General features: G+C 68.8%; 15 protein-coding genes and 3 rRNA genes. 4 read left to right on the top strand and 14 right to left on the bottom strand.

Annotation, left to right across the window (positions count from 1 at the left end):
* Positions 1–46 precede the first annotated feature (46 nt).
* Positions 47–757 (bottom strand): TetR/AcrR family transcriptional regulator, encoded by a 711-nt coding sequence (locus tag I6G21_RS04560; RefSeq protein ID WP_061225882.1) that lies wholly within the window; start codon positions 755–757, stop codon positions 47–49.
* A 126-nt stretch (positions 758–883) separates the two neighbouring features.
* Here I6G21_RS04560 and I6G21_RS04555 point away from each other — a divergent pair, with 126 nt between their 5' ends.
* Both I6G21_RS04555 and I6G21_RS04550 read left to right on the top strand, forming a co-directional pair.
* A complete protein-coding gene (locus I6G21_RS04555) occupies positions 884–1,708 on the top strand; it encodes a class I SAM-dependent methyltransferase (protein ID WP_081101691.1) in 825 nt (274 codons plus the stop codon).
* Between the two features lie 325 nt (positions 1,709–2,033).
* On the top strand, positions 2,034–2,237 hold the full coding sequence (locus tag I6G21_RS04550) for a cold-shock protein (RefSeq protein WP_058730262.1): 204 nt from the start codon (positions 2,034–2,036) through the stop codon (positions 2,235–2,237).
* Positions 2,238–2,466: 229 nt separating this feature from the next.
* Here the strand turns inward: I6G21_RS04550 and I6G21_RS04545 are convergent, their stop codons facing one another.
* On the bottom strand, positions 2,467–7,542 hold the full coding sequence (locus I6G21_RS04545) for an NAD-glutamate dehydrogenase (RefSeq protein WP_232238550.1): 5,076 nt from the start codon (positions 7,540–7,542) through the stop codon (positions 2,467–2,469).
* Between the two features lie 296 nt (positions 7,543–7,838).
* On the opposite strand from I6G21_RS04545, the gene I6G21_RS04540 reads away from it, so the two are divergent.
* A complete protein-coding gene (locus I6G21_RS04540; RefSeq protein ID WP_232238548.1) occupies positions 7,839–8,015 on the top strand; it encodes an EamA family transporter in 177 nt (58 codons plus the stop codon).
* A 57-nt stretch (positions 8,016–8,072) separates the two neighbouring features.
* A complete protein-coding gene (gdhA, locus tag I6G21_RS04535; RefSeq protein ID WP_100464945.1) occupies positions 8,073–9,422 on the top strand; it encodes an NADP-specific glutamate dehydrogenase in 1,350 nt (449 codons plus the stop codon).
* Between the two features lie 94 nt (positions 9,423–9,516).
* Here gdhA and I6G21_RS04530 read toward each other — a convergent pair whose 3' ends face one another.
* The 12 genes from I6G21_RS04530 to I6G21_RS04475 form a co-directional block, all read right to left on the bottom strand.
* A complete protein-coding gene (locus I6G21_RS04530) occupies positions 9,517–10,002 on the bottom strand; it encodes a lamin tail domain-containing protein (protein WP_129358106.1) in 486 nt (161 codons plus the stop codon).
* 24 nt (positions 10,003–10,026) lie between these two features.
* Positions 10,027–10,578 (bottom strand): hypothetical protein, encoded by a 552-nt coding sequence (locus I6G21_RS04525; RefSeq protein WP_129358107.1) that lies wholly within the window; start codon positions 10,576–10,578, stop codon positions 10,027–10,029.
* 161 nt (positions 10,579–10,739) lie between these two features.
* On the bottom strand, positions 10,740–11,285 hold the full coding sequence (locus I6G21_RS04520) for a DinB family protein (RefSeq protein WP_061225877.1): 546 nt from the start codon (positions 11,283–11,285) through the stop codon (positions 10,740–10,742).
* Positions 11,282–12,715, bottom strand: coding sequence for a hypothetical protein (locus I6G21_RS04515; protein WP_174520384.1), 1,434 nt, complete (start codon positions 12,713–12,715; stop codon positions 11,282–11,284). Before I6G21_RS04515 ends, I6G21_RS04520 begins: the two co-directional genes overlap by 4 nt.
* 13 nt (positions 12,716–12,728) lie before the next feature.
* A complete protein-coding gene (locus tag I6G21_RS04510; protein ID WP_129358108.1) occupies positions 12,729–13,604 on the bottom strand; it encodes a glycosyltransferase family 2 protein in 876 nt (291 codons plus the stop codon).
* Complete coding sequence (locus I6G21_RS04505) at positions 13,601–14,119, bottom strand: DUF2304 domain-containing protein (protein ID WP_064725765.1); 519 nt, start codon at positions 14,117–14,119, stop codon at positions 13,601–13,603. The genes I6G21_RS04510 and I6G21_RS04505 overlap by 4 nt, the downstream gene beginning before the upstream one ends.
* Positions 14,116–14,871, bottom strand: coding sequence for a glycosyltransferase family 2 protein (locus I6G21_RS04500; protein WP_064725766.1), 756 nt, complete (start codon positions 14,869–14,871; stop codon positions 14,116–14,118). The genes I6G21_RS04505 and I6G21_RS04500 overlap by 4 nt, the downstream gene beginning before the upstream one ends.
* Positions 14,872–14,954: 83 nt before the next feature.
* Positions 14,955–17,003 (bottom strand): DUF6541 family protein, encoded by a 2,049-nt coding sequence (locus I6G21_RS04495; RefSeq protein WP_081046240.1) that lies wholly within the window; start codon positions 17,001–17,003, stop codon positions 14,955–14,957.
* 327 nt (positions 17,004–17,330) lie between these two features.
* Entirely contained in the window at positions 17,331–17,816 is a 486-nt protein-coding gene (locus I6G21_RS04490; RefSeq protein WP_081046239.1) for a GNAT family N-acetyltransferase, read from the bottom strand.
* A 114-nt stretch (positions 17,817–17,930) separates the two neighbouring features.
* Positions 17,931–18,048: ribosomal RNA gene (rrf, locus tag I6G21_RS04485) — 5S ribosomal RNA — on the bottom strand.
* A gap of 221 nt (positions 18,049–18,269) precedes the next feature.
* Positions 18,270–18,387 (bottom strand): 5S ribosomal RNA (gene rrf / locus I6G21_RS04480).
* Between the two features lie 175 nt (positions 18,388–18,562).
* Positions 18,563–21,656: ribosomal RNA gene (locus I6G21_RS04475) — 23S ribosomal RNA — on the bottom strand.
* Positions 21,657–21,779: the final 123 nt, after the last annotated feature.

Raw genomic sequence — 21,779 nt, 5'->3', positions numbered from 1 at the left:
CAACGGCGCGATGCACGGGGTGTCGCACCGTCCGGACTCGCGGGCCTCAGCGCAGCAGCATCTCCACCAGCCGGGTGATCATGGTGCGGAAGCGCTCGGGCAGGCTCAGCACGTCGGAGCGGCCCAGGGAGGCGCGCACCAGCTCGATGCAGATCGAGGAGAACACGGTGTCCGCGGCGAATGCGCAGTAGTCCGCGGGGCGCTGCCCGGCCCGGTCGGCGTCGGCCGCGGCATCCGCGTGACGCAGGATCCGTTCGATCGCGAAGCGCATCCGATCGATCTGCTCCAGGGAGCCCTCGGTCAGGGTGCTGCGGGCGAAGACCACCTCGCGGATGTAGGCGGTGGCCAGCTCCGGGTGCTCCAGGGAGAGGTCCCGCAGCGGGACCATCAGGTCCAGGATCGCCTGCGTGGGGTCGGCCCCCTCCTCGAGGGAGGCCAGGGCGCGGTCGTGCCCGGTGCGCAGCTGGTCGTTGACCACCCGCACCAGCAGATCCGATTTGGAGCCGACGTGCCGGAAGAAGGCCCCGTTGGTGACCCTGGCGGCCTCGGCGATCTGCTGGGTGGTCACGGATTCATAGCCGCGGCTGCGGAACAGCTGGGTCGCGGCCTCCACGATGGCGGCCGTCTTGCGCTGGCGCTGCGCGGCCCGCTTGCCCAGGGCCGGCTCGGGGATCGCCGGCCCGGCGGCGGCATCGGCAGCGGGCTCGACGGCGACGCGAGGGGCGGAGGAGGCGGAGGCGTGGGCGGCGGTGCTCATGGCACCACGGTACCGGGGTCGCCCGAAGGGCGCGGGGGAGAACGTCACGCTCTCCCGGAGCGCACTCCGCTCGGCCTAAGCTGGAAGCGCCCCCATCAGCATCGACGCCGAGAGGAAGCCCGCACGATGACTCCCCCGGAGAGCACCGGCACTCATCCCGCCCGTGATCGGGGAGGGGCCGGCCCATCGGCCGCGGCGCGGGCCCCGTGGATTCTGGCTCAGCTGGGCAAGCGCGTCCTGCGCCCCGGAGGATTGGAGACCACCCGCTGGCTGCTGACTCAGCTCGCCGTCGAAGGACGCGACGTCGTGGAGATCCTCCCCGGCCGGGGTCTGGGCACCCGGGCGATCCTGGCGGACGCGCCCGCCGGGTACACCGGGGTGGAGTCCGACGAGGAGACCCAGCAGATGATCGCGGACCTGCTGCCGGAGGGCTCCCGATACCGGGCGGTCATCGGCCGCGCCGAGCGCACCGGCCTGCCCGCCTCATCCGCCGACGTCGTGCTCATCGAGGCGGTGCTGTCCACCCTGGGAGACGAGGAGAAGGCCGCGGTGCTGGCCGAGGCCCACCGGATCCTGCGTCCGGGAGGGGTGTGCGGGGTGCACGAGCTGGCCCTGCGCCCCGGTCAGCTCTCCGCGCTGGAGCAGGAGGGCATCCGCCGCAACCTGGCGCGGGAGCTGCGCCTGCCGGCCCGTCCGCTGACCGTGCCGGACTGGGAGGACCTCGCCCAGTCGCAGGGGCTGCGGCCGGAGCAGATGAAGCTGGTGCCGATGTCCATGCTGCAGCCGCGGCGGATGCTGGCGGACGAAGGTGCCGCCGGAGTCCTCCGGATCCTGGGGAACATGGCGCGTCGGCCTCGGGCGGCCCGGCGGGCGCAGCGGATGCACCGGGTGTTCTGGGATCACCGCCGCCACCTCAGCGGCATGGCCCTGGTGCTGCGTCGACCCCGGTGACACGCCGGAGGGACGAGGGACTCACCGACGCTCCCCCGCCGGCGGCCTGGAGCTGGTAGTGTTGACGGTGCACGTGATCCGGCGGTTCGGAGATCACCTTCGCACGGACCGCCCATGATCTTCATGACGACCCTGATGCGGTCTTTTCGCAGTCCCAGGCCGGTGCGCCCGGCCGGACTTCTCGATGAGTTCTCCATCTGACTTCCTGCACCTGCCGTGCGTCCCGGTGATCGGCCGCCCACGGAGCAGGACGCCCGCGCCGGCATCCCCGCCGGCGAAGCAGCACCGGCCGCTTCCGCGGCCACCCCAACGAAAGCAAGAGATTATGGCCACTGGCATCGTGAAATGGTTCAACGGCGAAAAGGGCTACGGCTTCATCGCTCCCGACGACGGCTCGGACGACCTGTTCGCCCACTACTCCGCCATCGAGGGCAACGGCTTCCGCAACCTCGAGGAGGGTCAGGCCGTGGAGTTCACTCCCGAGCGCGGCCCCAAGGGTATGCAGGCCAGCTCGATCCGCGCGATCTGATCCTCGCACCCGATGCGACGGGGGCGGCCCCGGGACTCACCAGTCCCGGGGCCGCCCCTTTTTCCGTGCGCACCGAACCGTCATCGGCGTGGCTTCCGGACCCCGGATAGCCCACGTGAGTGACGGCTCGGCGCACGTGACGGCGTCGAACCGTCACTCGCGTGCCTTCTGAGCCCCGGATGCGCCACGCCAGTGACGGTTCGGCGTGAGGGGAGGGAGGGGAGGGCGGCTACACCAGGTCGCGCAGGGCCCGGACCGCCACGGACAGGGTGGACAGGCGCGGGGCATCCGGGGAGTGCTCCAGCTGCGCGCGCACCTCCTCCATCAGCCGCTCGACCCGCGCGGTGTGCACCGGGTGGCGCTCCTCCCAGGCGGCCACGGCGCGCTCGGCCTCCTCAGGCCCGGACACCTCGTCGGCACCGGACGACGCCGCGCCGTCCTCAGCCGGCCCGCCGTCGCCACCAGCACTGCCCGCCGCGTCACCGTCACCGGCCGCAGCGCCGCCGATCTCCTCGGTCTCCGCCAGGGTCAGGTCCGCGAGGGTCTCGTACAGGTCCGAGCGCAGGGAGGAGCGGGCGAGGGTCTCCCAGCGGTCCCCTCGCGGCAGATGCGTGATCGCCTCGAGCAGGAGCTCGGCGTCGAACCGGTCCGCGACCGCGTAGCGCACCAGGGCGCAGGAGCGCAGACCGACCGGGGCCTGCTCGGCCAGCCGGGCCACATCCAGCAGCGGGTAGGCCTCCAGCAGGCCGGCCCAGTCCCGGGCCAGATCCTCCGGGACCCCCCAGGAGCGGGCGTCCTCGAAGCGCTCGGTCCAGCGCCGGGCGGCCTCGGGCCCCAGCAGCTCCGGGACGTCCCCGGCCAGCTCCAGGGCCGGGCGGTACCGCCGGATCACCGCGGCGATCCGCTGGGATTCCGCCACGGACTGCGCGACCTCCCCGGCGGCCAGGGTGCCCTCGTCGATGAACCAGCGGGTGCCGCGGTCCACGAGCCGCTGGATCTCCCGGCCCACGGCCCGCCAGGCCTCCGGGGCGACGTCGGCCGGCAGGGCGCGGAAGCGCTCCATGAGCCCGCGGATCCCGAACAGCTCGCGCACCACCAGGAAGGCCGCGGCCACGCTGGCCGCGGAGGCCCCGGTCTCCTCCAGCACCCGGTAGGCGAAGGTGATGCCGGCGGTGTTGACCATCTCGTTGGCCACCCGGGTGCAGATGATCTCCCGGCGCAGCGGGTGCTCGTCCAGCTCACCGCCGAAGCGGCGGATCACCTCCTCCGGGAAGTACTCCTCGAGGATGCGCGCCAGCCACGGGTCCTCGCCGAAGCCGGCGTCGAGCAGGGCCGCGGTCACGTCGATCTTCGCGTACGCGGCGAGCACGGACAGCTCCGGCCCGGTCAGCCCCCAGCCGTCCTCGAAGCGCGCGGTCAGCTCGGCGTCGGAGGGCAGGTCCTCGATGCCCCGGTCCAGCCCGGCGTGCTCCTCGAGGTGGTGCATCAGCCGCACGGCCGAGGAGCGGGTGGGCATGGTGCCCAGGCGCTCGGCCTGCAGGAGCACGTTCTGCTCCCGGTTGGTCTCCAGCACGGCGCGGGCGACGGCGTCGGTCTGCTCCTCGATGAACCCCGCCCGCTCCTCGGCCTCCAGCAGCCCGCGGGCCACCAGCCGGTCCACGAGGATCTTCAGGTTCACCTCCCGGTCCGAGGTCTCCACCCCGGCGGAGTTGTCGATCGCGTCCGTGTTGAGGATGACCCCGGCGCGGGCGGCCTCGATGCGCCCGCGCTGGGTGAAGCCCAGGTTCCCGCCCTCCCCGACGATGCGGCAGCGCAGGTCAGCACCATCCACGCGCAGGGCGTCGTTGGCCTTGTCCCCCACCTCGGCGTGGGTCTCGCCGGAGGCCTTCACGTAGGTGCCGATGCCGCCGTTGTACAGCAGGTCCACGGGCGCCTTCAGGATCGCGGAGACCAGCTCCGGCGGGGACAGCCGCGCCACCTCCTCCTCGATGCCCAGGGCCTCCCGGATCTGCGGGGTCAGCTCGATGGACTTCTCCCGGCGGGAGAACACCCCGCCGCCGGCGGAGATCAGGGAGCGGTCGTAGTCCTGCCAGCTGGAGCGCGGGGTGGTGAACTGCCGCTGCCGCTCGGCGTAGGAGGAGGCGGGGTCCGGGTCCGGGTCGATGAAGATGTCCCGGTGGTCGAAGGCCGCCACCAGCCGGGTGTGCTCCGAGCGCAGCATCCCGTTGCCGAACACGTCCCCGGACATGTCCCCGATGCCCACGGCCGTGAACTCCTCGGCCTGGCAGTCGATGCCCAGCTCCGCGAAGTGGCGCTTGACCGACTCCCACGCGCCGCGGGCGGTGATGCCCATGGCCTTGTGGTCGTAGCCCACGGATCCGCCGGAGGCGAAGGCATCGCCCAGCCAGAACCCGTACTCCGCGGAGATGGAGTTGGCCAGGTCCGAGAAGGTCGCGGTGCCCTTGTCCGCGGCGACCACCAGGTACGTGTCTTCCGCGTCCAGGGCGATGACGCCCTCCGGGCGCCGCACGCTCTGGTGCCCGGCGTCGTCGGTGACGAGGTTGTCCGTGACGTCCAGCAGGGAGCGGATGAACAGGGAGTAGGCGGCCCGCCCCTCCGCCAGCCAGGCTTCGCGGTCCGCGGCCGGGTCCGGCAGCTGCTTGGCGTAGAATCCGCCCTTGGCGCCGGTCGGGATGATGACGGCGTTCTTGACCATCTGCGCCTTGACCAGCCCGAGCACCTCGGTGCGGAAGTCCTCGCGCCGGTCGGACCAGCGCAGCCCGCCGCGGGCGATCTCCCCGAAGCGCAGGTGCACGCCCTCCACGCGCGGGGAGTGCACCCAGATCTCGAAGGCCGGGCGCGGCAGCGGCGCGAAGGAGATCTCCCGGGGCCGCACCTTCAAGGCGATGCTCGCCCGGTCCTGGTACGCGTTGGTGCGCACCGTGGCCGCGACGACCTCCGCGAGCGCGCGCAGCATCCGGTCCGCGTCCAGGGTGGGCACCTCGTCCAGAGCCCGCCCGATGCGCTCCCGGATCTCCTCCCGGGCGGCGCGCCGGGCCGCGACGTCGTCCGCCTGCGTCGGCGCGGCGTCGGGGTCGACGTCGGCCGGGGAGGAAGCCGCGGGGGCGAAGCCGGCCTCGAACAGCTCCACCAGCAGCCGGGTCACCCGCGGGTGGGCCAGCAGGGTGTCGGCCATGAACGCCGGGGTGAACCCGGTGCCCAGCTGCACCAGGTAGCGGGTGTAGGCGCGCAGGATCGCGACGGTGCGCCACGGCAGGGCCTCGGCCAGCACCAGCCGGTCCAGGGAGTCGGATTCGGCCCGCCCGGACAGCACCGCGCACAGGGCGTCCTCGTACAGCTCGAGCACGGCCTCCGGATCCACCCCGTCGGGGAAGATCACCCCGAAGTCGTAGAGCAGCACGTCCTGCCCGCCGGGGGCCCGCAGGTCGTAGGGGCGCTGATCCACGACGGTCAGGCCCAGGTGCTGCATGAGCGGCAGCAGGGCGGTGAGGGTGCGGGGTTCGCGCAGGTAGGTCTTCAGGCGCAGCTCCCGGGTCTGGTCCGGGTGGTGCTGCCCGTGCCCGTCGGGCCGGTGCAGGCGCACCGCGGCCGGGCGGTCCGCTCCGGCGGCCAGCAGCCGGGTGAACACGGCGACGTCGGCCACCGCGTCCTCGATCTCGTAGTCCGCGCGGTAGGTGGCCGGGGCGGCGTCGGCCCAGGAGGCGGCGTCGGCGGTGCCCTGCGCATGCAGCGCGGTCTCCAGGGCCTCGGGCCAGGAGCGGGTCGCGGCCTGCAGCTTCCGCTCGATCGCGGCGACGTCCAGGTCCGGGACCTGATCCGGGTCCGCCAGGCGCAGCCGGAAGAAGATCCGGGCCAGGGCGGAGACGGACAGGTGCACCTCGAAGTCGCTGGAGGCCAGGTCGATCTCCCGGTGCAGCACGGCCTCGATGCGCTGGCGCACCCCGGTGTTGTACCGGTCCCGCGGCAGGAACACGACGGCGGAGACGAACCGCCCGAACTCGTCCGGGCGCAGGAACAGCCGGGTGCGCCGCCGCTCCTCCAGGCCCATGATCCCCGCGAAGGTGTCCGTGAGGGTGTCCTGGTCCGCCTGCAGCAGCTCCAGGCGCGGGTACTCCTCGATCATGCCGGTGAGGGTCTTGTCCGAGTGGGAGCCGGGCTGGAATCCCAGCCGGTTGCGCACCACCCGCACCCGCTCGCGCATCAGCGGCGTCTCGGTGGCGGGCAGGGAGTAGGCCCGCAGGGAGAACAGTCCCAGGATCACGTACTCCCCGATCACCCGCCCGGAGGCGTCGAGGTCCCGCAGCCCGATGTAGTCCAGGAACTCGTGCCGGTGGATCGTGGAGCGGGAGTTGGCCTTGGTGATGTAGACGATCTTCCGGTCGGCGGCGTTGTCCCGGGAGCGTCCGGTGAGCAGGCGCGGCTCGGGGTCGACGTCGTGCCCGCCCTCCTCGGCGAGGATGCCCAGGCCGGTGCCGGGCCGGTCGGAGATGCTCAGCCCGTCGGGGCCCTCGCGCAGGTCCCGCTCCTTGTACCCGAAGAACAGGAAGTTCTCCCGGGCCAGCCACGCCAGGAACTCCCGCACCACCTGCGGATGCTCGGCGGCGTCCGGGGCGGCGTCCTGGACCCGCAGGGGCCCGGTGCCCTGCTCCGGGTCGGCGAGGGTCCCGACCCGCTCGGAGAGGTCCAGGACCTTCTCCCGCACGGCCTCGGCGTCGCGGTGGGCCCGGCGCACATCGGCCAGGACCCGGTGGATCGCCGCGGTGAGGTGCTGGGCGGAGCGCTCGTCGTCGACGTCGGACAGGTCCATGCTGATCCAGGACTCGATCGCGGAGGCCTTGCCGACGGCCGGCCCCAGGGACGGGATCGCGGCGGTGTCCCCGCTGGCCACCGGCTGCTTGGTCTCCAGTCCGCGCAGGGATTCCAGGGCGCCGGTGTCCGGGTCCCGGTGCACGAGGAAGACGGGGTGGAACAGGGCGTCGGAGCCGCCGTGGTTCCCGGCGACCTCCGCGGTCACGGAGGAGACGAGGAAGGGCATGTCGTCGGTGACGATCATCAGGGTCCAGCCGCGCCCGGTGCGCACCACCTGCACGGAGGCCTCCTGCGGCCGGCGATGCTCGGCGAGGTCCCGGTGCAGGCGGGCCCGCTCCAGCAGCTCCTCCCGGGTGCTCTCGGCCAGGTCCTCGGCGGTGGAGTGCTGGTAGTACCGCCGGATCCAGGGGTCGATCTGGGGATCGCGGGGATCGGCGAGGGGCTCGGTGGACTCGGTGCTCGGGTTCAGAGGCACGGTGGCGGATACCTTCCTGGAAGACTGGACACGTCGTTGTGGTCGTCTCGGCCTCGTCCCAGGATAGCCTCCGCCGGGTGACGGTCCGAGCGCGAGCTCCTAGACTCGACCCATGACACCCGCAGCCCTCGGCCTCGTCCTGACGGCCGCCGTGTTCCACGCGATCTGGAACCTCGCGGCGAAGGCGAAGACGGGGGATTCCTTCGTGTTCATCTGGTGGTACGTGCTGGGCCGGACCCTCCGGGAGAACGTGTGGCCGATCCTGGCGATCGCGGCGTTCTCCCCCCTCCGCGTACGTGCTGGTGCTGATCGCGATGCAGACCCAGCCGGTGTCCCTGGTGGCCCCGCTGCGGGAGACGAGCATCGTCATCGGCTCGCTGCTGGGGTGGCTGATCTTCAAGGAGGCGAACCCGGGCCGGCGTCTGCTGGGGGCCGCGGTGGTGCTCGGCGGGGTCGCCCTGATCTCCGGATGATCCGGCTGTCCCCGTAGAGTGGGCGGCGGACGGCAGCCGAGAGATGAGGAGCACACCGTGGCATCGGACGTGAGCGAGAAGATCGACGGCTTCTACCGGGAGGTGCTGCGGCGCAACCCGGGTGAGCCGGAGTTCCATCAGGCCGTGGCCGAGGTGTTCGGCAGCCTGAGCCTGCTCCTGGAGAAGGACCCCGCTTACGGGGACCACGGGCTGATCGAGCGCCTGGTGGAGCCGGAGCGGCAGCTGATCTTCCGGGTGCCGTGGGTGGATGATCACGGCCGGGTGCAGGTCAACCGGGGGTTCCGCGTGCAGTTCAACTCCGCGCTGGGCCCGTACAAGGGCGGGCTGCGCTTCCACCCGTCCGTGAACCTGGGCGTGGTGAAGTTCCTGGGCTTCGAGCAGATCTTCAAGAACTCCCTGACCGGTCTGCCCATCGGCGGCGGCAAGGGCGGCTCGGACTTCGACCCCAAGGGCAAGTCCGATGCCGAGGTGATGCGCTTCTGCCAGGCGTTCATGACCGAGCTGCACCGGCACCTCGGGGAGTACACGGACGTGCCCGCCGGGGACATCGGGGTGGGCGCCCGGGAGATCGGGTACCTGTTCGGCCAGTATCGGCGCCTGTCCAACCGCCACGAGTCCGGGGTGCTCACGGGCAAGGGCCTGGCCTGGGGCGGGTCTCTGGTGCGCACCGAGGCCACCGGCTACGGGCTGGTGTACTTCACCGCGGAGATGCTGCGCGCCCACGGGGCGTCGTTCGACGGCGCGAAGGTGCTGGTCTCCGGGTCCGGGAACGTCGCGATCTACGCGATCGAGAAGGCTCAGCAGCTGGGCGCCACCGTCGTCGGCTTCTCGGACTCCTCCGGGTACGTGCACACCCCGGACGGGGTGGACGTGGACCTGCTGCGCCGGGTCAAGGAGCAGCGCCGCGAGCGCGTCTCCGCCTACGCCGAGGAGGTGGCGGGGGCCCGGTTCGTGGAGGGCGGGAACCTGTGGGAGCTGGAGTGCGACATCGCCCTGCCGTGCGCCACGCAGAACGAGCTCGACGGGGAGGCGGCCCGGCTGCTGGCCTCGCACGGGTGCCGCTTCGTGGCGGAGGGCGCGAACATGCCCTCCACGCAGGAGGCCATCGAGGTGTACCGCGAGGAGGGTATCACCTTCGCCCCGGGGAAGGCCTCGAACGCGGGCGGGGTGGCGACGTCGGCCCTGGAGATGCAGCAGAACGCCACCCGGGACACCTGGGACTTCGAGTACACGGATCAGCGGCTGCGCCAGATCATGACCAACATCTTCACGGCCTGCGAGCAGACCGCGGAGGAGTACGGGCGGACCGGGGACTACGTGACGGGCGCGAACATCGCCGGCTTCCGGAAGGTCGCGGACGCGATGCTGGCGCAGGGCGTCATCTGACCGGACGCCGGGCGCGGTGGGCGATGCGCCGTCCCCCCAGGTGCGACGGCTGCCGAGGGCCGTACCGCCGGGAGGGCGGCGCATCGCCGGGGAGTCAGCAGGTCTTGGTGGCTCCGCCCTTCGCGTGGGTTCCGACGTAGCCGCAGGTGTCCAGGACCTTGCCGCGGCCGTCGCGCAGGGTGGCGCGATCATGGTCGTTGTTCCAGACGAAGCTCGTGGTGTTCCAGTACTGGATGGACCCGGTGGCGCGGCCCTTCCCGCTGTGCACCTCCACGGTCTTCCCCGCGCCGAGGACGAAGTTCCGGGGGAAGGCGAAGGTGTGCTTGGCGCCGTCGTCCTGGACGCGGTAGCCGGTCAGGTTGACGGGTCTGCCGCTGACGTTGCGCAGCTGGATGAACTCCTGGACGTACTGGCGGTTGCCGCTCCCGTCATTTCCCGGCAGGTCGTAGCGGATCTTGACGATGTCCACGGGCTTGCCGACGGCGGCGTCGGCCGGGGCCATCGTCGCGGCGGGGATCAGGACGGCGAGCGCGGCGGCAGCGGCGGCCGTGCGCAGGGAGCGGGAGTAGAGGAAAGGCATCGGTTCCATCCGTCGTGTGGGGGCTTACTGGGCGGAGACCTCCCATCGGAATCTCTGGGAGGTGTAAGCATCCGTGTAGGTCAGGACCCCGGCGTCGCCTGGAAGATCGAGCATCATGTCGCCGGAGGCCTTCTCGCCGGACTGCATCATGTCCGGCAGCGATTCACCCGGACCGAGACAATTGTACGTGATGGGTGTCATGATCTCATTGACCCTGGTGTCCTTGTCGGTGGTGTAGGTCCACGACGCCTGGCTGACACCCAGAAGACCGTCGTCATCGAAGGAACGGATCGTGGGGTTGTCCGACCCCGCGACGTCTCCGATCTCCTCGTCGATCGACAGCTTCATCAGACGACCATTCTCCACCAGGTCTCCCATGCTTCCACCGCCATTAGGGCACTGTTCCACTGTCATGGTCTCCATGGAGATCACGCGGAAGCGATAGAGCATCTCGCCGTCCTGCTCCACCGCCACCTCGTCACCGAGCTTCTGCATGGACGTCCCCCGCTTCTTCGCCTCTTCGGAATCGGCGGACGCCGGCGCGTCCACCGCCAAGGGTGACCGGGTCTCTTCCACATCGTCTGACCCCTGGCCGCAACCAGCCAGCAGAAGCGGGGAAAGGACAGCGAAGGACAATGCGAGTGATCTTCTGCTCACAGTTCAGGATCGTACCTGAGACCAGGACTGCCCCCGTCCACGGGCACCCCTCCGGGGAGTCGGAGGAACCCACCGAGACCTCACTCGCCGGTCAGCCCATCGACAGCCTCCCTCAGCAGATCGGCGTGTCCATTGTGGCGCGCATATTCCTCGATCATGTGGAGCAGGATCCAGCGCAGGGAGCGGGGAGAGCTGTCCCCCGGGCGCCGATACGCCGTCTCGAGGTGGGAACCACCAGCGATGAGGCCATCGAGGACATCGCGGCTCCTATCGCAGGCTTCCCCCCACCGCCGTCGCAGCCCAATCCCGGTCAGCTTATGCGCTTGATGGAATTCCGCATCCGGATCCCGCCCCCAGGGCATCGACACCCATGGCTCCCGCAGTGGTGCCGATGCGACCACATGTGAGAACCAGTAGTCCTCCACGAAGGCCAGGTGGTTCAGCAGACCCGCAAGACTCAGCTCCGAGGGCGGCAGCTTCTGCCGCAGCCGCTGATCATCCACGTCGCTGCACTTCCAAGCCACCGTGGCCCGGTGGAATTCCAGGAACTGCATGAGCAGGCTCAGTTCGTCGCCGATGCCTGAGGGCTCCGCCCTGCCCTGTCCGTCGATCGCGCGCCCGCTCACGACCGGGCCGCCAGCTGACCGCCAGGAACTGCCGTCTGTGAAGACTCCTGAATTCGGTACCGCCGCGCGGCGCGCACCATGCCGACCAGGTGCACCGCGACGCCGCAGGCCGGGGCGAGGTACAGCGCGATCATGGCCCGCGGGATCAGCCCCAGGGGCAGGAGCAGCAGCCCGACGGCGACGACCGCGGCCACCGCCCAGCCGAGCACGTAGGTCCGGTGGGCGTCCAAGGCCAGCACCGCGGTCCCGGTCAGCACCAGCAGCGCCATGATCGCGGAGGCGAAGGTCAGCGGGCCCAGCAGCCAACCGTGCACGACGTCGTCGTAGACCCGGACCTGCTCCGGCTGGGGGCGGTAGATCAGGCGGAACAGAACGGGCCCGATCACCCAGGCCAGCCCGCCGCCGAGGAGCCCGATGCCCAGCAGCGCCGCCGCGGGGCGGAGCATCGCGGCCAGGGGCCGGTGCCGCTGCCTGAGGAACGCGCTGATCGCCACCCCCTGGAAGGCCTGCAGCGGGATCATGATGGGCGAGCGGGTGATGGAGATCCCGAGGATCAGCACCCCGAGGACCATCGAGCGGTACTGATCCGGGTGCTCCCCCTCGGTGGCCTTCAGCACCACGGGGAACCCGACCATGAGCACCGCGGAGGCCGCGGAGGAGCCCATCGCCAGGAAGGTGTTGCGCGTCAGACGCCCGGGTGGGACGTCGGCGCGGGCGGCGAAGGTGCGCCGTCCCTCCCGACTGAGGAGCACCAGGACCGCCCACAGCAGCACCGGGGAGACCACCGCGGCCTCCAGCCCTCCCAGGGTGCCGGCCGCGGCGCCGACGCCAAGCATCGCCAGCAGCCGCCACGCGGCCTCCCCGCCGCCGAGCCCGGCGAACTGGTACCAGCGCTGGCGCCCGGCGGCCGCCCCGCTCATCGCGGCGTGGACCGCGTACAGGCACACCCCCAGGCACACCAGGAGCACCGCCCGGGTGCTGCCGGAGGGCACCTGGTCATCCGCCCAGGCCGGGGAGCTCAGCGCAACGAGGACCGCGAGGAGAGCGCCGATGCCCACCGCGACCGGCACCACCCGCGCCCCGGGGCGAGCCCCGTCGGCCCCCTCACCGCCCCGGTGCATCGGCTCGCCTCCAGGAGCGCAGGACAGCCGCGCGGCGCCGACCGCGCGGGTGGCCTCCTGCTGGATGCCCGCGATGACCCCGTAGAGGCCGAAGAGCAGGGACCAGAAGACCAGGAACTCGGAGACCTGCCCGGCCGGCAGCGCGTACTGCGCGATCACGGTCGCCCCCAGCGCGGAGACGGCGGTGACCGCGGAAGCCACGAGGATGGCCCCGGATTCCCGGGCGGTGATGCCCCGGCCCGTCCCGGGGCGCTCGGCGGCCAGCTCCCGCTGCCCGATCAGCACCGGTTCCTCGGATCCCGCTGACACCGCGGTGGCTCCGCTATCTCACCAGGTGCGCGGCGAGGTTCCTCACGCCGGACCACTTCCGAGCCATCGCGGCGCGCGGCAGGAGGCTCGCGGCGTGCAGGCGCGAGGACAGGTGCAGCTTCGCCACTCCGGCGGCCTTGGTCCAGCCCAGGGCCCCCATCTCATCGGCCATGGTCTGGAAGAACCGTCGCTCCTCGTCGAAGCGGGTGCCCTCCAGGGCGCGCCAGGAGGAGTCGGAGGCCTGGTGGCGGCGGTACATGAACGCGACGGTCTCGTCGTAGTACAGCGCCCCGCCGCTCATCGCCACGTCCATGACCAGCGCCATGTCCTGCACGACGTCCAGGCCCTCGCGGAAGCCGAGCTCGGTGATGGTCTCGGCCCGCCACCCCAGGGACGGGAAGTACAGCCAGTCCCCGCGCAGGATGGACACGGCCAGGTCCTCGCCCTTCAGGAGGGTGGTGCGCTTGGGCCGGTACACGGCCTTGGTCTTCTCCACGAGCGTGTTGGAAGGGGCGTTGTGCTCGTCGATCACGAACACCCCGGGCTGGAAGATCTGCGCCTCGGGCTGGGCCTGGGCGGCCGCCACCAGCCATTCGATGTAGTTGGGCAGCATGACGTCGTCGGCGCCCATGACGACGACGAGCTCGTTCTCCACGAAGGTCAGGGCCTTGCGGTAGTTGCCGTTGGCACCGAGGTTCTGCTCGTTGCGCAGGTAGGTGACGCGCTCATCCCCGAGGGAGTCGAACCAGCCGGGGATCGAGTCATCCGGGTAGCCGTCGTCGATGACGACCATGCGCCAGTCGCGTTCGGTCTGGCCGAGCACGGACTTCACGGCCTGCTTCATCAGGGCGACGTCGCCGTAGTAGGGGAAGAGGATGTCGACGGTCATGGCTTCTCCGGGGTGTCGGTGTCAGGGGTCTCGGTCGGCCCGGCCCCGGTGCGACCCGGTCGGCCGGAGGCGCCGCCGCGGGCGGCACCCGCCTCAGCGATGTCCGGGCGGGGGACGTCATCGGGGTGGATGATGGGCAGGGAGGCGGTGGGGTTGCGTCGCTGCCCGGTGCGCTCCAGCTCCCGGATCAGCAGCGAGCGCTGGATCGCGGACTCCTCGGCGAGCACCCGCGTCTCATCCTCCAGCCGGGAGATCTCCAGGGACAGGTGCAGGCAGATGCCCAGCAGCAGCAGGATCGCGATGAGGAACAGCAGGTTCACGGGCGTGGCCACCCCCACCCAGGAGGCGAGCCGGTCCAGCAGCCGGGGGAAGAGCATGAGGACCACGGTGATCAGACCGAGGAACAGCCACAGGGCGGCGTACTTCTCGCGCAGCTTGAGGTTCCGCACGAGCCTGACCACGGCGACGAGGACGATCAGGCCGAGGATGAGGAAGAAGACGGTGGAGATGCTCACGCCTGCCCTCCTTCGGTTGCGTGGGGGGTGATGCGGCGCCGGGTCATGGACAGCAGGAAGGAGAACAGCGAGCGGACCAGGTACACCGCGGACTTCCAGGGGTTGTTCGACGGGGTGCCGGCCTGCCGTTCGCGCATCTCCACGGGCACCTGGGTCACGGTGAGTCCGGCGCGCAGGGCCATGGCCAGGGAGTCGATGGTGTCGCCGAGGTACTCGGCGGGGAAGTAGCGGCAGTACTGGGCGATGGCCCGGCGGTTGCCGGCCCGGAAGCCGCTGGTGACGTCGGTCAGCCGGGTCCCGGCCACGCGGGAGAACATCCGGGCGAGCAGGCTCATGGCCCACCGCCGGGGCCCGGAGGCCTTGTAGGTGCCGCGTTCGGCGAAGCGCGCCCCGATGGAGATGTCGGCGTGCTCCAGCCCGGCCAGGACGCGCTCGATATCGCGGGGGTCGTGCTGGCCGTCGGCGTCGACCTGGATCGCGCGGTCGTAGTCCAGGCGCTGGGCGTATTTGTACCCGGCGCGCATGGCCCCGCCGACCCCCATGTTGTAGGGCAGCTGGAGCACGTTGGCGCCGGCGGCGCGGGCCACGCGGGCGGTGGCGTCGGTGGATCCGTCGTCGACGACGAGGAGGTCATGGCCGGGCATGGTGTCCTGCAGCTCGCGCAGGGTCGAGTCGATGACCTCTTCCTCATTCCACGCGGGCATGATGATGAGGCAGCTCGGCTGCTGCGGGGCCTCGGGAGTCTGTGCCATAGTGCCTCCAGTCTACCGGGCCGAACCCGATGGCACCGGCGCCTGCGCAGCGGGACCGGACGCGGCGCGGCGGGTACACGGGGTCAGCGGCATGCGGTGATCTCCAGCAGCTTGGCGTCTCCCGCGCGGTAGACGGTGCGGGCGACCCCGGCCTGCTCGAGACCCTCCAGGCCGCGGTACCGATCGGAGTGGTCCCCGTTGTTGACCTCCCGATCCCCGAAGTCCAGGACCCAGCGGGCGTCGGCCTCCTCCACCGCCCGGCACACGGCGGGGTCCTCGCGGGCTTCGCTCAGGGATTCGTCGATGGTCCGCTCGGCGGGGGTCGGCGTGTAGAGGGTGTGTTCGGCGGTGGTGCGCCGGTCGGCCAGGGCGTAGGCGAGGGCACCGCCGGTGAAGGGGTTGACGACGACGACGTCCTCCGCGGGCACCCAGCGATCCATGGCCTCCAGCACGTCCAGCTCGTCCGCGGAGACCAGGGCCGCCCCGGGGCCAGGGTAGTAGGTCCAGTAGGAGTTGTCCATCATCTGGGTGAGGGGCCGGGCGAACTGCGTCAGGGCGGTGACCAGGATCAGGCTGACCGCACCCAGTCCGAAACCGACCCGCCCGGCGGCCCGGGGCGAGCGGCGCGCCAGCACCTGCAGGGGGCGCCAGCGGGCGAGGTCCTCCGCGATCATCTGCACCCCGAGCACGGCCAGCGGGATCGCGGCCAGGGGCAGCAGCGCGGCCAGGCGGTACGGATCGTTGTACCAGACCCCGGTCACCCACATGCGATCCTGGTCCCACTGCAGGTAGCGCACGGCCACGTAGTAGTAGATGAGCACGCCGTAGGTCAGGGGCAGCCACCGGTTGGTGCGTGCCCGGAAGGCGGCGACGACGCCGAGCACCGCCAAGATGCTCACGGTCCACTGGGCCCACACGAGGCTCAGCGGCGCGTTGAGCAGGGCCTCGCCGAAGGCCTGGCTGTCGCTGGTGGACGGGCCCCACGCGGCCGCGCTCTCCTGCGGGCGCACGACGCCCCACAGGTACCACACGAACCACAGCAGTCCCGCGATCAGCAGGACCTGCCCGAGCGCGGCCAGGGGACGGGTGGTTCCGGCGGCGGCGCGGCGGATCTGGCGCAGGGCGCGCAGCACGAGGATGGGAACGGCCATGACCAGCAGGGACATGACGGCGTTGGGGTGGGCCAGGGCGACGCCGAGGGCGGACGGCAGGCCCAGGAGCACGGCCTGGACGGTGTCCAGTCGGCGGGCCTCCCCCAGGCGGAACAGCTCCAGGACGATTCCGAGGCCGGCCGGGATCAGGGCCAGGCCCAGGACGTTGGGGTAGAGCACCCCGAAGAAGATCAGCAGCAGGGGGAAGGCGCTGAATCCGGCCAGCAGGGGCGCGGAGCAGAGGACGGCGAGCAGCCCGAAGCGGCGCATGCTGCGCAGCAGGAAGAGCACGCTCAGCGGCCACACGAGGGCGCCGACCACGAGGATCATCGCGTTGGTGGCCGCGGGGATGGTGTCCCCTCCGGTCATGAACACGAGGGAGACGACGTCGTGCCAGGCCGCGGGGTAGAACGCGGGTGCCTCGTCCCCGGAGGTCATCGCGGTGAGGGTCATCGAGGAGGCGTCGCCGGTGTCCGCGATCCACCGCACGGCATTGAGGTGGAAGTTGTTGTCGAAGGTCTGGGAGAACCACTGGGGGCTGCCGACCGCATTGGTGAGCACCCGCAGCATGAGCCCGCCGGCCAGGACCAGGGCGACCCAGTATCGACCCTGTTCGCGGTCGAACCACCGGGACGCGGGCCGGCAGCTCCCGGCGGCAGCGGAGGCGGGGGTCTCGGCGGATCGGTCGGTGGGCCGGGGGGCGGGTCGATCGGCGAGGCCGCTGCGGGTCAGCAGCAGGTGCACGGCCCCCAGCACGAGGGCCAGGAGCAGTGCGCCCAGCAGGGGGATCCACAGCGCCCAGCGCAGACCGAGATGCGGTGCGACGATGGCGCTGACGGCGATCACGGCCACGGAGACGGCCGGGGACAGGGCCAGGGCGTCGAAGCCGCGCACCCGCACCGCCAGCGTCACGAGCAGCCCCGGGATCACCAGGATCGCGGCGCACAGGGCCAGGGAGGGGACGAGGCTCAGCCATGCCATGGGGTGCGGGCTCCGTTTCCGTGGGGTTCCTTCGGTGTGCCGACGGGTCTGCGCTGGGTGGGCGCGAGCCGCCACTCGGGCGTCGTCCGTCGACGACGGCAGCCCCGGCGCAGAACCGGAGGGCCGGCCCGTCGTCGGCGGCACGGGGCTGGGACGCGCCCGAACACGACCGGGGGCTGCCGGGGCGCGGGACCCGTCCAGTGTAGCCCGGCCCGTCGGGCCGCCGCCGTTCCCTCGGGCGGGTGAGGCCGGAGGCGGCATCGGAGGCTGCGCGACGGGCGGGAACAGCACCCCGGACAAGGGTTGGCCCCCCCGCTCGGGTCGACCTCAGTCGCCGGAGGGTTCCCGCCGCAGGGGCAGGTGCTCGATGCCGGCTTCCTGGAAGGAGGGCCCGACCGGCAGGAAGCCGTAGCGGGCGTACCAGTCGCGCAGGTGGGCCTGGGCGTGCATCGTGAGCACCCGGCCGGGGTGGTCCGCGATGACCGCGCGCAGCAGCGCCCCGGCCAGTCCGCGCCCGCGGTGGGAGGCGGCGGTGGCGACCCGGCCGATGACGACCTCCTTGGTCTCCGGATCCCCGGCGAGGGTGCGCAGGGTGGCGACGGGCCGCCCCGTCTGATCGGCGATCCAGTAGCTGACGGCCTCCGGTTCCAGGTCCCGGCCGTCCAGCTCAGGCTCCGAGGTGATGCCCTGGCCCATCACGAAGACCTCACAGCGCAGCTGCGCGAGACCGTAGGTCAGCCGGGGGTCCAGGGTGAGCCAGTTCCCGCGGTGCACGGTCGGGGTGGTCTGGGTCTGCGGAGGGGTCTGCGGCATACCGGCACTCTACCGGCCCGCGGCAGAGGGCGGAGACAGCGCGGGAGCGGGAAGGGGTTCCGGAGACGACGAAGGGGCGGGTCCTCCATCGGATCCGCCCCTTCGGGTGGTGTATCTCGGCGGCGACCTACTCTCCCACACACCTACCGGGTGCAGTACCATCGGCGCTCAGAGCCTTAACTACCGGGTTCGGAATGGGACCGGGTGTCTCCCTCTGGCTATAACCACCGAAAACCTCGAGCTCGACGCCGCGGCGTCGGCAAGTCTCGTCGTTCTCGACGCTTCCCAGTCTAGGCCGTCCCGGCCGGACGGGCAACCCCGACGCCGGGCGGTTCCTCCGCAGCCCTTCCAGGTGCCGCGTCGGTACCTGCAGGCGCGCCCCGGGCATCCCGCGGGCACAAAAAAAGGGTGGGGATCCCCGACCGGGGACCCCCACCACCATCAAAAAATGAATCTCGGCGGCGACCTACTCTCCCACACACCTACCGGGTGCAGTACCATCAGCGCTAAGAGCCTTAACTACCGGGTTCGGAAAGGGACCGGGTGTACCCCTCTTGCCATAACCACCGAGAAAAACACGGGCCAACCACCATCCAGGCACCCACCACCAACCCCACCCACCAGGGAAACACCCCCAAGGGTCACGGGTTCATGGTCAGCACCCCACACGGGTTGCTATCCCAAAACCATACAGTGAACACGAACACCAACACACGACCATCAAACAACCATGATCACCATGATGTGTAGATAAGTCTTCGGCCTATTAGTACCAGTCAACTCCACCAGTCTTCAGTCCCGGCTTCCATACCTGGCCTATCAACCCCGTCATCTACAGGGAGCCTCACACCCAACAAAAGGGCAAGGAGAACTCATCTCGAAGCAAGCTTCCCGCTTAGATGCTTTCAGCGGTTATCTCTCCCGAACGTAGCCAATCAGCCATGCACCTGGCGGTACAACTGACATACCAGAGGTTCGTCCGTCCCGGTCCTCTCGTACTAAGGACAGGCCTCCACAATTCTCCAACGCACGCAGCGGATAGGGACCGAACTGTCTCACGACGTTCTGAACCCAGCTCGCGTACCGCTTTAATGGGCGAACAGCCCAACCCTTGGGACCAACTCCAGCCCCAGGATGCGACGAGCCGACATCGAGGTGCCAAACCATGCCGTCGATATGGACTCTTGGGCAAGATCAGCCTGTTATCCCCGAGGTACCTTTTATCCGTTGAGCGACGGCCATTCCACAATGAACCGCCGGATCACTAGTCCCGACTTTCGTCCCTGCTCGACCTGCCAGTCTCACAGTCAAGCTCCCTTGTGCACTTACACTCAACACCTGATTGCCAACCAGGCTGAGGGAACCTTTGGGCGCCTCCGTTACTCTTTAGGAGGCAACCGCCCCAGTTAAACTACCCATCAGGCACTGTCCCTGACCCAGATCATGGGCCGAAGTTAGACATCCAATATGACCAGAGTGGTATTTCAACAACGACTCCACCACCACTAGCGTGATGACTTCACAGTCTCCCACCTATCCTACACAAGCCACACCGAACACCAATACCAAACTATAGTAAAGGTCACGGGGTCTTTCCGTCCTGCTGCGCGAAACGAGCATCTTTACTCGTACTGCAATTTCGCCGAGTTCATGGTTGAGACAGTAGGGAAGTCGTTACTCCATTCGTGCAGGTCGGAACTTACCCGACAAGGAATTTCGCTACCTTAGGATGGTTATAGTTACCACCGCCGTTTACTGGGGCTTAAATTCTCCGCTTCGACCCCGAAGGGCCTAACGAGTCCTCTTAACCTTCCAGCACCGGGCAGGAGTCAGTCCGTATACATCGTCTTGCGACTTCGCACGGACCTGTGTTTTTGATAAACAGTCGCTTCCCCCTGGTCTCTGCGACCCATACACGCTCCCCGGAGCAAGCCCGGTTCACGCTCAAGGTCCCCCTTCTCCCGAAGTTACGGGGGCATTTTGCCGAGTTCCTTAACCATGATTCTCTCGAACGCCTTAGTATTCTCTACCTGATCACCTGTGTCGGTTTAGGGTACGGGCAACTAGAACCTCACGCCGATGCTTTTCTCGACAGCATAGGATCACCGAATCCCCCCACCAAAGGGGGTCCCATCACATCTCAGGCACACGGGGCGCGCATTTAACAACACCCCACCCTACATGCTTAGACCACGACAACCACCGCGTGGCCCGGCTACCTTCCTGCGTCACACCTGTTAACACGCTTACCTCCCTGGCTCAGGCCCCACGCTCCCCACCAGAAGCCACACAAAATGCGGCCACAGCGGTTCGGGTGGTTAGTATCACCAGCTCAGTATGGACGGTCCTTCGTCGGTACGGGAATATCAACCCGTTATCCATCGACTACGCCTGACGGCCTCGCCTTAGGCCCCGACTAACCCAGGGAAGATTAGCTTGACCCTGGAACCCTTGATCATCCGGCGGATACGTTTCTCACGCATCATTCGCTACTCATGCCTGCATTCTCACTCGCATAGCCTCCACCACTCGTTCACACGGCAGCTTCACCGGCCACACGACGCTCCCCTACCCAACAACAAAACGCTGTTGCCACAACTTCGGCGGTGTACTTGAGCCCCGCTACATTGTCGGCGCAGAATCACTTGACCAGTGAGCTATTACGCACTCTTTCAAGGATGGCTGCTTCTAAGCCAACCTCCTGGTTGTCTCAGCAACTCCACATCCTTTCCCACTTAGCACACGCTTAGGGGCCTTAGTTGATGGTCTGGGCTGTTTCCCTCTCGACAATGAAGCTTATCCCCCACTGTCTCACTGCCACGCTAAAACTTACCGGCATTCGGAGTTTGGCAGACGTCAGTAACCCGATAAGGCCCATCAGCCAACCAGTAGCTCTACCTCCAGCAAGCAACACGCAACGCTGCACCTAAATGCATTTCGGGGAGAACCAGCTATCACAGAGTTTGATTGGCCTTTCACCCCTACCCACAGCTCATCCCCTCCATTTTCAACTGAAGTGGGTTCGGTCCTCCACGCGCTCTTACACACGCTTCAACCTGGCCATGGGTAGATCACTCCGCTTCGGGTCTAGATCCTGCCACTCACACGCCCTCTTCAGACTCGCTTTCGCTACGACTACCCCACACGGGTTAACCTCGCGACAGAACACTAACTCGCAGGCTCATTCTTCAAAAGGCACGCCATCACCCCAAAAGGCTCTGACGGCTTGTAGGCACACGGTTTCAGGTACTATTTCACTCCCCTCCCGGGGTACTTTTCACCATTCCCTCACGGTACTGATCCACTATCGGTCACAAGAAAGTATTTAGACTTACCAGGTGGTCCTGGCAGATTCACACGAGATTTCACGGGCCCCGTGCTACTCGGGAAACAACACCATGCAGCAGCCACGGTTTCAGCTACAGGACTCTCACCCTCTACGGCACGCCATCCCAGGCGCTTCGCCTACCGCAACACACCACACCACCAGCCGGTAAGAACTGGCACGCATCACTCCCACAACCCCCATGATGCAACCCCTCACCGGTATCACACACCACAGGTTTAGTCTCATCCGCTTTCGCTCGCCACTACTCACAGAATCATTAGTTATTTTCTCTTCCTGAGGGTACTGAGATGTTTCACTTCCCCTCGTTCCCTCCACACACCCTATACATTCAGGTGCAGGTCACCACCCTTGACAAGTGGCGGGGTTCCCCCATTCGGAAATCCTCGAATCAACGTCCTGTTATCGACTCCCCGAGGCTTATCGCAGATTCACACGTCCTTCATCGGCTTCTTGTGCCAAGGCATCCACCGTGCGCCCTAAACAACTTAGCCACACACAGATAATCACAGATAAACTCAACAATCGCAGATACACCACACCCAGCAACCACCAGAAACCCAGCAGTCACCAGACACGGCATACCAGAATAAAATTGATGCTCGCGTCCACTATAT

Origin of the sequence: Rothia kristinae (assembly GCF_016028855.1) — a bacterium.
Taxonomy (GTDB): Bacteria; Actinomycetota; Actinomycetes; order Actinomycetales; family Micrococcaceae; genus Rothia; species Rothia kristinae.
Note: the sequence above shows the minus strand (reverse complement) of the source record. Positions and strands in the feature narration are given on the sequence as shown.

Bases quoted from the DNA above. Each gene is read 5' to 3' on its own strand.
- I6G21_RS04500 (WP_064725766.1), bottom strand. From the start codon at position 14,871: ATGGCACAGACTCCCGAGGCCCCGCAGCAGCCGAGCTGCCTCATCATC.
- I6G21_RS04510 (WP_129358108.1), bottom strand. From the start codon at position 13,604: ATGACCGTCGACATCCTCTTCCCCTACTACGGCGACGTCGCCCTGATG.
- I6G21_RS04550 (WP_058730262.1), top strand. From the start codon at position 2,034: ATGGCCACTGGCATCGTGAAATGGTTCAACGGCGAAAAGGGCTACGGC.
- I6G21_RS04530 (WP_129358106.1), bottom strand. From the start codon at position 10,002: ATGCCTTTCCTCTACTCCCGCTCCCTGCGCACGGCCGCCGCTGCCGCC.
- I6G21_RS04555 (WP_081101691.1), top strand. From the start codon at position 884: ATGACTCCCCCGGAGAGCACCGGCACTCATCCCGCCCGTGATCGGGGA.
- I6G21_RS04490 (WP_081046239.1), bottom strand. From the start codon at position 17,816: ATGCCGCAGACCCCTCCGCAGACCCAGACCACCCCGACCGTGCACCGC.
- I6G21_RS04560 (WP_061225882.1), bottom strand. From the start codon at position 757: ATGAGCACCGCCGCCCACGCCTCCGCCTCCTCCGCCCCTCGCGTCGCC.
- I6G21_RS04495 (WP_081046240.1), bottom strand. From the start codon at position 17,003: ATGGCATGGCTGAGCCTCGTCCCCTCCCTGGCCCTGTGCGCCGCGATC.